The sequence below is a fragment of the Natrinema sp. LN54 genome, from assembly GCF_052439245.1.
Classification (GTDB): Archaea; Halobacteriota; Halobacteria; order Halobacteriales; family Natrialbaceae; genus Natrinema; species Natrinema versiforme_A.
This window is the reverse complement of record NZ_JBQVRP010000007.1, coordinates 78,955-90,912: the sequence shown is the minus strand read 5'-3', so window position 1 is coordinate 90,912 and position 11,958 is coordinate 78,955. Positions and strand designations below refer to the sequence as shown.

Genomic DNA, 11,958 nt, shown 5'->3' with positions numbered 1-11,958 from the left:
CCGGATTTTTACCGGGTATGCAAGATCAGGGACGCTCTACGCGCAAGCGAACCGGTGGTCGACTGAAGAACGTTCGGAAGCGCCGCAAGGACGAACTCGGTCGACTCCCGACCGAGACGGAAGTCGGCGACCAGCGATTCCGAACCGTCGACGCTCGCGGGAACGTCACGAAGACGCGAGCGCTCTCGACGGACGTCGCGAGCGTCAACAAGGGCGGCGAGACGGTCTCCGCGGAGATCGAAGACGTCGTCGAGAACGACGCCAACCCGAACTACATCCGCCGGAACATCATCACGAAGGGCGCCGTCATCGAGACGAGCGAGGGGCAGGCTCGCGTTACCTCCCGTCCCGGACAGACCGGTCAGGTCAACGCCGTTCTCCTCGAGTAACGTCGATCCCATTTTCGATTCGCCGTAACTCGTAAGCGTGTCGTCCGGTAGCGGCTCGTCTTTCAGCCGTCAGCTCTCTCTGGGGTCGATCAGACGTCCCCGATGTCGGGGTTCCAGACCGGTGTGATCGGTGCTTCGACCCGCTCGATCTCCCGGTCGCTGAGTTCGATCTCGAGCGCGCCGACGGCGTCCTCGAGGTGGTCGATCGTCCGCGGGCCGACGATGGGTGCGTCGACGGTATCCTTGCGGAGCAACCACGCGATCGCGACCTGTGCCGGCGTCGCGTCGTGGGCATCGGCGATGTCGCGGACGTGCTCGAGGACCGCCCAGTTCTCGTCGGTGAAGCGTTTCCGCATGAACTCGTCCGTCGCGGCCCGACCCGAATCGGGGTCTTCGTCTCGTTCGTATTTGCCCGTCAGAAAGCCGCCGGCCAGCGGCGACCACGGGAGGACGCCGATATCCTGCTCGGCACACAGCGGCAAGACGTTCGCCTCCTCGTGGCGATCGACGAGGTTGTACTCACACTGCATCGAGACGAAGCGCTCGTGATTGTCGACGTCGGCCGCAGAGAGCGCCTTCATGAACTTCCACGCCGGCATCGTGCTCGCGCCGACGTAGCGCACGTCGCCCGCGTCGACGAGGGAATCGAGCGCCGAGAGCGTCTCCTCGATCGGCGTCTCGTCGTCCCAGCGGTGGATCTGGTAGAGGTCGATGTAGTCGGTTCCCAGCCGCTCGAGGCTCGCGTCGGCCTGCTCGAGGACGTGTTTGCGGGAGAGACCCTCCCCGTTCGGTCCCTCGTGCATCCGGCCGTACACCTTCGTCGCGACGACGAGTTCCGATCGATCGCGGTCGGAATCGGCGAGGGCCGCGCCCACGATCTCCTCGCTCTCGCCCTGTGAGTAGACGTTCGCCGTGTCGAAGACGTTGATTCCGAGCTCGAGGGCGCGGTCGATCACCGCGCGGGCCTGCTCGCGATCGTGGACCATCCACGGCTGGTCGGTTCCGAAGTTCATGCAGCCGAGACAGAGCCGGGAGACTTCCAGCCCCGTTGCGCCGAGACGCGTATACTCCATACTGTCGTCTCTCGGCTCGGCGGTGGGTAAAGCCACCACGGATACCTTCGGGGACTGATACGACGGAAAACGAGTCCGCGGGTCCGCGTGATTTCCGAGCGCGACTCAGGGCCGCGGTGCGGCCTTCTGTAACGCCGTCTCGGCGATGTTGCCGCCGTAGTCGGCACTTCTGGACAGCGAGTCGACGATCAGCCCCAGCGACTGGGCCTGTGCGGGCTCGAGATCGCGAAGCATGTCGTCGATCTGACGCGTGTGTTCGTCGATGTCGACGACGGCCGCGAGGGCGTCGTGGCCGAGCCGATTCGCTTCGTCGGCTTCCTCGGCGAATAGCGCGTCCATCGACTGCTCGAAGACGGTCGCGGCTTCGGCGTGAAGGCCGTGGATCGCGTCGGCTACGTCGGCGGGGAGGTCGTCGAGCTTGAGCGCGATGTCGCTGATCTTGACGGCGTGGTCGGCGATCCGCTCGAGTTGGCGAGCACTCGAGTGGAAGTCGAAGCAGTCCTCGCGAGAGACGCCGAGTTCCTCGACCGCGCGAGGCGAGCGCAGCGTCGCGCGGAAGATCCGCGAGACGACCAGCCAGAGCCGGTCGACGTCGTCGTCGCGATCGATCACGTCGTACGCGATGTCGTCGTCGTTCTCGATCAGTGCGGTCACCGCGTCTTCGAGCATCGATTGAGCGATCAGGCGCATGCGCGTGACGGCGTTGACGATCGAGAGTTCCGAGGAGTCGAGCAGGTCCTGAATGACCACGCTGTCGCCCGTCTCCTCTAAGACTTCGACGCCGACCAGTCGCTGGGTCGCATCGCGGATCGCGCTGCGTTGCTCGGTCGTGATCCGGCCCGCCTCGAGCGAGATTACGTCGAACCCGCTGACGTACATCGTCATCACGGCTCGCATCAGTTCTTCGCCCTCGAGTCCCGAGACGTCGATGGTCCCTTCCTCGCGGCGCGTCTCCCGTTCGGGCGTCAGGAGGAGTTCGTCCCCTTCGGGGTAGAATTCGACTGTGGTTCCGCTGCTGACATCGTTGTCCGTCGCCCAGGTCTTCGGCAACGAGACGGTGAAGGTCGACCCTCCCGTCACCTGAACCTTTCGCGTCTCCATACGAACGGGTTCCGACTGCAACAATATAAATCCACTAGTCTATAGAGCCATATGGATTATCGATTTATCCTCGGAGAGTGGCCTTATATCGGCATTTTCGGTACCCATTGGTCAGTACACCTCAATCGATAACGGTTGACATATATAGAGATATATAGAGGGGCCGTACAGACGGAGATCGACTATCGAACCAGTCAAGTCCGAACCGTTGCACTCGAGAACGGCGAACCGACGACCGATCCTCGGACTCGATCCGAGATGGCACTGGGCCGGATTACCGAACGTCAGCGAGGTCGACGACGACGCTGGTGTTCGCCGACAGCCACGTCGTCATCCGCTCCGCCTCGGGACACTCACGCGGCGTGATCGTACACCGATCGGGTCGGTTCTCGTATCGGACGACGATCGACTCGAGGTCGATCGTTTCGTCGGAGTACTGCGTGGCCGCGGCCAGTCGCTTTCGGGATGACTGATCGTCGTAATCGTTGGTGGATCCGGTCATGGTCGGGGGCAGTCGCGTATGGAAAGGGACCGGTGATACGTACAAAGCCACTGCTAATTGTTATATTGAGAGATCCATACGGGTCATAGGGGCTCCGTATCAGTGCCGCTGACTGCCGGGAGTCCGGTGTTTACCGAGGTATCGAGCGGGACGAGCAGGGGCGATCGAGTGCACGTATCCGTCGACTACGTGCTGAGAAACGATACGCGAGAAAGCACTACGCACCGGATACTGCCGTCGAGACCGACCTCGCGGCTCGAGTCGCTACTTTCGAGCGCTGGTCCGCACGTCGTCGAGTGCGGACCGCATGAACGTCTCGTGGACGTTCGTCGTCGAACCGTCTCCCGCGGGCTGGCACCGCTCGTAGCTCCCATCCGATCGCATCACCCACCGGTTCTGATCGTCCGAGAGCAGCGTCTCGAGAACCTCGTTGAGCCGCCGTTGAAGTCGCGGATCGTCGATCGGCGTGATCGCTTCGACCCGATTGTCGAGGTTGCGGGTCATCCAGTCGGCCGAGCCGATGTAGTATCGGTCGTCGCCCCCCGCTCGGAAGTAAAAGATCCGCGAGTGCTCGAGGAAGCGACCGACGACGCTGTAGACGTCGATCGTGTCGCTGACGCCCTCGATCCCGGGCCGGAGCCGGCAGATGTCCCGGACGATGAGATCGATGTCGACGCCGGCCATCGACGCCTCGTAGAGTTCCCGGACCATTTCCGGGTCCTCCAAGCGGTTCATCTTGGCGACGATGCGCGCGTCTTCGCCGTTGCGTGCGCGCTCGGCTTCGGCGCGGACGAGGTCGACGAAGCGATCGCGCATGTTCCCCGGGGCGATGAGCAGTTCCCGGTAGTCCCGGTGCATCGAGTGACCGGTGAAGTAGTTAAAGAGCTTGACGAGGTCCTGTCCGATATCGCGGTCGGCCGTCAGCAGTCCTAAATCCTCGTAGCTCTTCGCGGTCTCGGAGTGGTAGTTGCCGGTTCCGATATGCGAGTAGAGCCGCACCCCGTCGGCTTCCTCGCGGACGACCAGCGAGGTCTTCGTGTGGGTCTTGTAGCCGATCGTCCCGTAGGCGACGTGGATCCCTTCCTCCTCGAGTTTCTTCGCCCACTCGAGGTTGTTCTCCTCGTCGAAGCGGGCCTTGAGTTCGACCATGACGGCGACCTGCTTGCCGTTGCGAGCGGCCTCGATCAGGCTCTCGATGATCTGTGAATCGCTCGCGGTCCGATAGATCGCCGCCTTGATCGCGAGCACGTCGGGATCGTTGGCCGCCGCCTCGAGGAACCGCTGGACGGTCGCCTCGAAGGAGTGATACGGGTGGTGGACGAGCACGTCGTCGTCGCCGATCGCGTCGAACACGTTCGTCGCGTCTTCACAGCGCCCCAGCCGCGGGTGGGGCTGTGGCGACCACTCGGGGAGTTTCAACGCGGGCCGATCGAGATCGGTCAGGTCGGCGAAGTCCCGATAGTCGAGCGGGCCCTCGAGGTCGAACACCTCCCGGTCGTCGAGGTCCAACTCGCGCGTGAGGATCTCGCGGATCCGCTCGGGCGCGTCGGGCTCGATCTCGAGCCGGACGGCGGTTGCAAAGCGCCGTTCCTCGATGACTTCCTCGATCATCTCGATCAGGTCCTCGGCGACCTCCTCGTCGCGTCTGACCTCGGCGTTGCGCGTCACCCGGAAGAGGGCGGTGTCGACGACTTCGACGTCCGGGAAGAGCAGATCGAGGTTCGCTCGGACGATGTCCTCCAAGAGGACGTACCGGGTGTCGTCGCCGAACTGGACGAACCGGAGCTGGTTGCGCGGGATCTTCACGCGGGAGAAGGTCAGTTCCGCACCGGGTCGTTCCCGCGTCAGCACCGCGAGCGAGAGGCTCTGGTTCGAGATGAACGGGAACGGGTGGGCCGGATCGAACGTCAGCGGGGTCAGGGTCGGCAGGACGGAACTCTCGAAGTACTCGCGCAGTTGCTGGCGCTCGACGACCGTGAGGTCGTCGTAGTCGACGATGTGGATCCCCGCGTCGGCCAGCGCCGGCTGGATCTCCTCGCGGTAACACGCGGCCTGCCGTTCGAACAGCAGCCGGGCCTCCTCGAGGGCCGCTTCCCACTGCTCGCGGGGCGTACGGCCGTCCGGCGTCTCCTCGGTGACGCCGGCCGCGATCTGTTGTTTCAGTCCGCCGACGCGCTTGCGGAAGAACTCGTCTAAGTTCGTCGTGACGATCGCGAGGAACTTCACGCGCTCTAACAGCGGGTTGTCCGCGTCCAGCACCTCGTGGAGGACGCGGCGCTGAAAGGCGAGTTCGCTGAGCTCGCGGTTCAGGTAGTACGACGGGTCCGAGAGGTCGACATCCGCCCGGGATGTCTCCGCGTCGTCTGACCTGACGACCGGTAACTCGTTCCGATCCGGGTCCGCTTCCCAGTGGACTCCGTCGGTCGCATCGGTACACTCGGTCTCGACGGTGTCGGTGGACTCGTCGGATTCGTCGATTTCCTCGGATTCCCCGAGTTCATCCGTCCCCGGAATGGCATCGGTCGTTGCCTCGCCATCCGGCATCGAATCGGGGTCCAGTTCGACCCCGTCGGCTTCGGCGGCCGATTCGCTGTCCTCTCCCCACCCGTCTCGAGCGGGCGAGCGGGCATCGGTCTCCGTGTCGTCTTCCGCGTCTCCGCCGTCGAATAACGACCGGAACGCGAACTCCGTGCGTCCGCTCGCCGCCTCGTCGGTTGCCTGTTCCTCCGTAGTCGATACTGCCTCGTCGTTCGCTTCCGAATCTCGTTCGTTCATCCCGAAATCCCCCCGTCGCGGTCAGCCATCTGCCGCGACGAATTTCTCGGACGGCCGCTCCACGTGCCCCGTCCCGGAGACGCTGCGCAACTCGTCGCGGCGGACGTCGTAGGCCGTGAGGTCGCCGCCGTAGACACAGCCCGTATCGAGTCCGACCGCCCACTCCCGCTCGATCGGCTCTTCGAGGACCGTGTGGCCGAAAAAGACCCGCGGCGGCCCCTCGTAGGTCTCGAACCAGAACGGGCCGTCGTAGCCGTCGCCGTCCGGCGACCGCATCGTCAGCACGTCGTCGCCCGAGTGTCCCGACAGCGGTCGGCTCGGATCGACCCCGCCGTGAACGACGAGCCCGCCGTCCCACGAAATCGCCGTCGGAAGCGACTCGATGTACTGGTAATCGACCGCGTCGAGCGCCGGCAGCGAGGCGTCGCCCTCGAGCAGCTTTCGCTCGTTGTTGCCGCGGACAGAGACCAGCCGCGGTGACCGCCTGACGCGGTCGAGAACGGCTTTGCTCTCCGGCCCCTTTCGGACCAGATCACCGACGAACACGGCGAGGTCGTTCGCGCCGAGGTCGAGCGTTCCCAGCAGCGCCTCGAGTTCGTCCAGACAGCCGTGGACGTCGCCGACGACGTAGACGTCGTCTCGGTTCTCGAGGTCGATGTGCCGGTGGTCGAACGATACCGTGTCGTCGAACGCGGAGTTGGCGGTCGTCACGTGTTATGCGTTCGAACCCTCAGGCGAAACCGGATAAGTCGTTTATATGTTCCGTATTGTACGCTATATAGCACCGCATAGCGGTCACGAGACGGCGAATTCGTGGCGTACGCCGCGTCGAACCGCAGTGTCGAGACCGGGGGATTTCTGTACGATCCCCGCCACAGCACGGATATGTACGTCATCGTCAACGCCGCCGTGAGCGCAGACGGCAAGCTCTCCTCGCGCCGGCGCGAGCAGATCGCGATCAGCGGCGCGGACGACTTCGCGCGCGTCGACCGGCTGCGCGCCGAGAGCGACGCCGTCGCGGTCGGCGTCGGCACCGTCCTCGCGGACGATCCGCACCTGACCGTCAAAGACGACGAGCTGCGGGCCAAGCGCCGCGAGGACGGCCGGCCGGCGAACCCCGCGCGGGTCGTCGTCGACTCGAGCGGGCGCACGCCGACCGACGCGGCGGTCCTCGACGACGCGGCGGCGACCTACGTCTGTCTGAGCGAGGCCGCACCCGTCGATCGCCGGATGGACCTCGCCGACGGCGCCGAGTTGATTACGGCCGGCGACGACCGGGTCGACCTCCTGCGCGCGTTCGCGGCGCTGCAGGAGGCCGGCCTCGAGCAGATCATGGTCGAAGGCGGCGGCGAACTCATCTTCTCGCTGTTCGAGGCCGGACTGGTCGACGAACTCCGGGTGTTCGTCGGCCCGACGATCATCGGCGGCCGCGACGCGCCGACGCTGGCCGACGGCGAGGGGTTCGTCGCCGAGTTCCCGGCGCTCGACCTCGAGGCGGTCGACCGGCTCGATGACGGGGTCGTGCTCACGTGGCGCGTCGACGACCGGTAGTAGCCACTGAAAGTCAATGCGTTCCTGATCGCCAGACGACGTTGCGATCAGTGTGTGCATCGTTTCAGTGGCTACTATAAGTTACTCGAACTCCGGCTCCCGATCCTCGACGAACGCCGCCATCCCCTCACGCTGGTCGTGCGTGCCGAAGAGGCTCGCGAAGGCGCGTTTCTCGTACGCGAGGCCGCTTTCCTGCGAGCCCTCGTAGCCCCGATTGAGCGCCTGCTTGGCGGTCCGCATCGCGAAGGCCGGTTTCGAAGCGATCCGCTCGGCCAACTCGCCGGCGACCGTCTCGAGTTCGTCGTCCGCCACGACCTCGCCGAACAGGCCCGCCTCGGCGGCCGAGTCGGCGTCGAGTCGCTCGCCGAGGAAGATCATCCGGCGCGCGGTCGCGTCGCCGACCAGCCGCGGCAGCCGCTGGGTGGCTCCCCAGCCGGGGATGATTCCGAGATCGATCTCGGTGTTGCCGATCAGCGCCGACTCGCCGGCGACCCGCAGGTCACAGGCCAGCGCCATCTCGCAGCCGCCGCCGAACGCGTAGCCGTTGACCGCCGCGATCGTCGGCGCGGGAAACGCCTTGAGCGCGTCGGCCACGTCGTGGCCGAGTTCGCCCCACTCCTGTGCCGCCTCCGCGGAGAGGTCCTGCATGTAGGTGATGTCCGCGCCGGCGATGAACGCGTCGCCGGCCCCCGTCAGGACGAGCGCCCGCGCGTCTTCGGCGGCCGCTTCCTCGAGGGCTTCACCCATCGCCTCGAGCGTCGCGACGTTCAAGGCGTTGAGCGCGTCGGGTCGGTCCACGGTCAGCGTCGCCACGTCGTCGTCCCACTCGAGTCGAACTGTGTCCCACGACATAGTCCGGCGTTTGCTAGCCTCCGTCAAATCAGTTCGCACGGCGGCGACCGCGACCAGTGTCGTCGCGCCGCCCGACGGCCACCCGTCACATCTTTCCTCGGTCGCGCCCTACGACTGACCATGGAACGAGCCACGTTCGGCGGCGGGTGTTTCTGGTGTACCGAAGCGGCGATGAAGGAACTCGAGGGCGTCGACTCGGTCACATCCGGCTATGCCGGCGGACACGCCGACGACCCCTCCTACCGCGAGGTCTGTTCCGGGAACACCGGGCACGCGGAGGTCGTACAGGTCGAATACGATCCCGACGCAATCAGCTATGACGAACTGCTCGAGGTGTTCTTCGCGACCCACGACCCGACGCAACTCAATCGACAGGGACCGGACGTCGGAACCCAGTATCGCTCCATCGTCCTGTATCACGACGACGACCAACGGACCCAGGCCGAGGCCTACATCGACGCGCTCGACTCCGAGTACGATGACGACGTGGTGACCGAGTTAGAGCCGCTCGAGACGTTCTACCGCGCCGAGGAGAAGCATCAGGACTACTTCGAGAAGAATCCCAACGACGCCTACTGTACGATGCACGCGGCCCCGAAAGTCGAGAAGGTCCGCGAGAAGTTCGCCGAGAACGTCGCCGCGGAACACTAGGGAGACCGTCAGCGGAGACGGATACCCAGTGGCGTGATCCCGAAAACGCGGAACGGAGTTTCCCACTCTTCTTCGAGAGACGGCGGCGGTTCTCTCAGTGCTTGCGGGTCCACCCCTGCACTATATCGGATTTGCCGAGACATCCTAACGTGGGAATGCCGCTCACAAAGTATTCGCTGGGGAGCGTCCGGAAAGGCCTCCGCAACCCCGACCTCGTCTGGACGGAGCTTTGCAAGTACCTCTGGTCGGCCCATCGGACCGCCTACGAGCTCCGCCACGGGGACGGCGTCGACGTAATGGCGGAAGACTGGGACGACCTGCTGATACTCGACGCCTGTCGATACGACGCCTTCGCGGCCCGCAATCGGATCGACGGCACCCTCGAGTCCCGGCTGTCCGCCGGCTCGAGCAGCCCGGGGTGGATCGACGCGAACTTCTCGGGAGAGACCCATCACGATACCGTCTACGTCAGCGGGAACGCGTTCACGGCCGACATCGGCGACGACGTGTTTCACGCGATTTACACGGTGCCGCCCGAACCGGTCACGGAGGCCGAAGCCGTCGACGCGGACGCGATCACGAACCCCGAGATACTGGAGGACAGTTACGTCATCCGTCCGGAAACCGTCGTCGAGAAGGCGATCGAAGCCCACGAGCGGCATCCGCGAAAGCGGCTGATCGTCCACTTCCTCCAGCCACACGTTCCGCTCATCGGCGAGACCGGGCTGGAGATCTACCAGCAGATCGCGTCCGAGGGTGATCTCTCGTCGCTTTCACGCGGCGGTCGCGGGAATCGGTTCGGCGCGTTGAACGTGCAACTGTACCGCGTCGTCGAGGACGACGCGTTCGATATCGACATCGTTGACCTCCGTCGAGCGTACGCCGAAACCCTCGAACTCGTCCTTCCGTACGCCGAGCAGTTGACCCGAGAGCTCCCCGGAAAATCCGTTATCTCCGCCGACCACGGCGAGCTGCTGGGTGAACGGCTCCTGCCGTTCACGGACAGAAAATACGGCCACTTCGAGTACCTGGCGGCCGACGAGTTGCGACGGGTCCCGTGGCACATCGTCGACAGCGACGATCGGAGGCGGACCGTCGAAGAGGCGCCGATCGAGTCCGCTCGGATGGACGAAGAAGAAGTGACCGAAAAGCTCCGAGTACTGGGGTACCGGTGACGAGCGATCGGTTCACACTCGAGTCGGAACGCCGCTCGTCCCGGCGCGACGGTTTCGCTTGAAAGCTCACCACTGAATACCGAGCCGGGCGTCAGTCGAGTCGAACCATGTCCGTCGGCAAACTCGGCCCCCAAGACGTCGTCACGACCAGTCCCGACAGCCAGCTCGAGGAGATCACCCAGCGGCTCGAGGCGGAAAACGTCGGCTCGGTCATCGTCACCGAGAACGACGAACCGATCGGGATGATCACCGACCGCGACGCCGCGCTCGCGATCCACGACCACGACGATGTCGGGTCGGTATCGGTCGCGGACGTGATGACCGAACGGCCGGTGACGGTCCACGAGGACGACGACCCGGTCACCATCTCGGAGGCGATTCGCGACAACAACGTCCGCCGGTTCCCGATCGTCGACGACGACGGCGAACTGGCCGGCGTCGCGACACTGGACGATCTGGTCGCCACGATCGGCGAGCAACTCGATAACGTCGCCGATACGATCGAAGCCCAGTCGCCCGACTACAGTCCGTAATCCCGTCGTCGAGCGCGGACAGCTCGAGACGAAACGAGACGATTCGATCCCGCCGACATCCGAGACGTTTCTTCGGAGTTCGGCCCGAGTAGTGAAAGGTACGTCAGTCTGGACGCCCTCGCTCGAGTATGGACAGTGAAACGGGCGTTCTCGTGATCGGCGGCGGCGCTACCGGGGCGGGAATCGCCAGAGACCTCGCGCTCAGGGGCGTCGACGTCACGCTCGTCGATCGGAACGGGCTTGCGTCGGGAACCTCGGGTCGCTCGCACGGGTTGCTCCACAGCGGCGCGCGCTACGCCGAGGCCGACGGCCCGGAGGCTCGAGAGTGCCTCGCGGAGAACCGGATCCTGCGCCGGATCGGGGGCGCGTGCGTTCGGGAGACCGAGGGGCTCTTCGTACAACTCGCCGAGGACGATCCGGCCTATTTCGACGCGAAACGCGACGCCTGCGAGGACGTTGGGATTCCGACCGAAGTCGTCGACGGAGACACCGTCCGCGAGGCGGTTCCGGACCTCTCCGACGATGTCGAACGCGCGATGTGGGTCCCCGACGGCGTGGTCCTCCCGTCGCGGTTGGTCGCCGCCAACGCGGCCGACGCTCGAGCACACGGGGCGGACGTTCGCCCCCACGCACCGGTCGAGTCGATACGGCGTGAAGACGGCCGGATTACGGCGGTCGCACTCGGCGGCGATGCCGACGAGACGGTGCGGCCGAGCTACGTCGTGAACGCGACCGGCCCGTACGCGGGACAGATCGCCGAGATGGCGGGCGTGTCCGTCGAGATGCGCCCGACCCGCGGCGTCATGGTCTCGGTCGAGTACGACGGCCTCGAGCCGGTGTGCAACCGGTGTCGCGAGCCCGACGACGGCGACATCATCGTACCACACGGCGGCGAAGCCGTCCTCGGGACGACGAGCGTTCCAGTCGGCGATCCCGACGACTACGAACGGGCTGACTGGGAGATCGAGGAGACGGTCACTGAATGTGCGGCGATGCTCCCGCCGGTCGCCGACGCCGACCGCGTCCGGACGTGGTGGGGCGTCCGCCCGCTGTACGAACCCGACGAGGCCGCTCGCGGCGGTCGCGGGATCTCGCGCGGTTTTCACCTGCTCGATCACGGCGACGAGGACCTCGAGAACTGCTGTAGCATTGTCGGCGGCAAGCTGACGACCTACCGCCGGATGGCCGAGGCGACGGCGGATCTCGTCTGTGATCGGCTCGGCGTCGACGCCGACTGCGTCACCGCCGACGAGCGGCTGCCGGGCGCGTCGGATCCGGCCCGGCTCGACGAGTTCGTCCGGCAGTTCGACGGGCAGGGACCGACCGACGCCGACATCGTCGGAAAATAGCGTCAGC

12 protein-coding genes are annotated in these 11,958 nt (G+C 65.4%); 6 read left to right on the top strand and 6 right to left on the bottom strand.

Going from position 1 to position 11,958, the window contains the following annotated elements; genetic code table 11:
- Window positions 1–17: 17 nt before the first annotated feature.
- Entirely contained in the window at window positions 18–389 is a 372-nt protein-coding gene (locus ACT4ML_RS19055) for a 30S ribosomal protein S8e (protein WP_138244553.1), read from the top strand.
- A gap of 89 nt (window positions 390–478) precedes the next feature.
- Here the strand turns inward: ACT4ML_RS19055 and ACT4ML_RS19050 are convergent, their stop codons facing one another.
- From ACT4ML_RS19050 to ACT4ML_RS19030, 5 genes are all read right to left on the bottom strand, one after another.
- Window positions 479–1,462, bottom strand: a complete 984-nt coding sequence (locus ACT4ML_RS19050) for an aldo/keto reductase (protein ID WP_444722285.1) — start codon at window positions 1,460–1,462, stop codon at window positions 479–481.
- A gap of 105 nt (window positions 1,463–1,567) precedes the next feature.
- Window positions 1,568–2,563: a PhoU domain-containing protein gene (locus tag ACT4ML_RS19045; RefSeq protein ID WP_444722284.1), complete on the bottom strand. Its 996-nt coding sequence runs from the start codon at window positions 2,561–2,563 to the stop codon at window positions 1,568–1,570.
- 274 nt (window positions 2,564–2,837) lie between these two features.
- Window positions 2,838–3,065: a DUF7511 domain-containing protein gene (locus tag ACT4ML_RS19040; RefSeq protein ID WP_444722283.1), complete on the bottom strand. Its 228-nt coding sequence runs from the start codon at window positions 3,063–3,065 to the stop codon at window positions 2,838–2,840.
- 264 nt (window positions 3,066–3,329) lie between these two features.
- Window positions 3,330–5,840, bottom strand: coding sequence for a polyphosphate kinase 1 (ppk1, locus tag ACT4ML_RS19035; RefSeq protein ID WP_444722282.1), 2,511 nt, complete (start codon window positions 5,838–5,840; stop codon window positions 3,330–3,332).
- A 21-nt stretch (window positions 5,841–5,861) separates the two neighbouring features.
- The gene (locus ACT4ML_RS19030) at window positions 5,862–6,551 is read right to left on the bottom strand and encodes a metallophosphoesterase family protein (RefSeq protein WP_444722281.1); all 690 of its coding nucleotides are present in this window, start codon (window positions 6,549–6,551) and stop codon (window positions 5,862–5,864) included.
- Between the two features lie 174 nt (window positions 6,552–6,725).
- Between ACT4ML_RS19030 and ACT4ML_RS19025 the strand changes: the two genes are divergently transcribed.
- Window positions 6,726–7,391, top strand: a complete 666-nt coding sequence (locus ACT4ML_RS19025) for a 2,5-diamino-6-(ribosylamino)-4(3H)-pyrimidinone 5'-phosphate reductase (RefSeq protein WP_444722280.1) — start codon at window positions 6,726–6,728, stop codon at window positions 7,389–7,391.
- A gap of 81 nt (window positions 7,392–7,472) precedes the next feature.
- Here the strand turns inward: ACT4ML_RS19025 and ACT4ML_RS19020 are convergent, their stop codons facing one another.
- Window positions 7,473–8,243 (bottom strand): enoyl-CoA hydratase/isomerase family protein, encoded by a 771-nt coding sequence (locus ACT4ML_RS19020; protein ID WP_444722279.1) that lies wholly within the window; start codon window positions 8,241–8,243, stop codon window positions 7,473–7,475.
- A 120-nt stretch (window positions 8,244–8,363) separates the two neighbouring features.
- Here ACT4ML_RS19020 and msrA point away from each other — a divergent pair, with 120 nt between their 5' ends.
- The 4 genes from msrA to ACT4ML_RS19000 all read left to right on the top strand — a co-directional run bounded on the left by msrA (window position 8,364) and on the right by ACT4ML_RS19000 (window position 11,951).
- A complete protein-coding gene (gene msrA, locus ACT4ML_RS19015; RefSeq protein ID WP_444722278.1) occupies window positions 8,364–8,894 on the top strand; it encodes a peptide-methionine (S)-S-oxide reductase MsrA in 531 nt (176 codons plus the stop codon).
- Window positions 8,895–9,049: 155 nt separating this feature from the next.
- A complete protein-coding gene (locus ACT4ML_RS19010; RefSeq protein WP_444722277.1) occupies window positions 9,050–10,069 on the top strand; it encodes a hypothetical protein in 1,020 nt (339 codons plus the stop codon).
- Window positions 10,070–10,176: 107 nt separating this feature from the next.
- Window positions 10,177–10,602, top strand: coding sequence for a CBS domain-containing protein (locus ACT4ML_RS19005; protein WP_444722276.1), 426 nt, complete (start codon window positions 10,177–10,179; stop codon window positions 10,600–10,602).
- 128 nt (window positions 10,603–10,730) lie between these two features.
- On the top strand, window positions 10,731–11,951 hold the full coding sequence (locus ACT4ML_RS19000; RefSeq protein ID WP_444722275.1) for an FAD-dependent oxidoreductase: 1,221 nt from the start codon (window positions 10,731–10,733) through the stop codon (window positions 11,949–11,951).
- Window positions 11,952–11,958 lie beyond the last annotated feature (7 nt).

Coding starts and splice junctions, on each gene's coding strand:
- ACT4ML_RS19055 (WP_138244553.1), top strand. CDS start 18: ATGCAAGATCAGGGACGCTCTACGCGCAAGCGAACCGGTGGTCGACTG.
- ACT4ML_RS19050 (WP_444722285.1), bottom strand. CDS start 1,462: ATGGAGTATACGCGTCTCGGCGCAACGGGGCTGGAAGTCTCCCGGCTC.
- ACT4ML_RS19045 (WP_444722284.1), bottom strand. CDS start 2,563: ATGGAGACGCGAAAGGTTCAGGTGACGGGAGGGTCGACCTTCACCGTC.
- ACT4ML_RS19040 (WP_444722283.1), bottom strand. CDS start 3,065: ATGACCGGATCCACCAACGATTACGACGATCAGTCATCCCGAAAGCGA.
- ppk1 (WP_444722282.1), bottom strand. CDS start 5,840: ATGAACGAACGAGATTCGGAAGCGAACGACGAGGCAGTATCGACTACG.
- ACT4ML_RS19025 (WP_444722280.1), top strand. CDS start 6,726: ATGTACGTCATCGTCAACGCCGCCGTGAGCGCAGACGGCAAGCTCTCC.
- ACT4ML_RS19020 (WP_444722279.1), bottom strand. CDS start 8,243: ATGTCGTGGGACACAGTTCGACTCGAGTGGGACGACGACGTGGCGACG.
- msrA (WP_444722278.1), top strand. CDS start 8,364: ATGGAACGAGCCACGTTCGGCGGCGGGTGTTTCTGGTGTACCGAAGCG.
- ACT4ML_RS19010 (WP_444722277.1), top strand. CDS start 9,050: ATGCCGCTCACAAAGTATTCGCTGGGGAGCGTCCGGAAAGGCCTCCGC.
- ACT4ML_RS19005 (WP_444722276.1), top strand. CDS start 10,177: ATGTCCGTCGGCAAACTCGGCCCCCAAGACGTCGTCACGACCAGTCCC.
- ACT4ML_RS19000 (WP_444722275.1), top strand. CDS start 10,731: ATGGACAGTGAAACGGGCGTTCTCGTGATCGGCGGCGGCGCTACCGGG.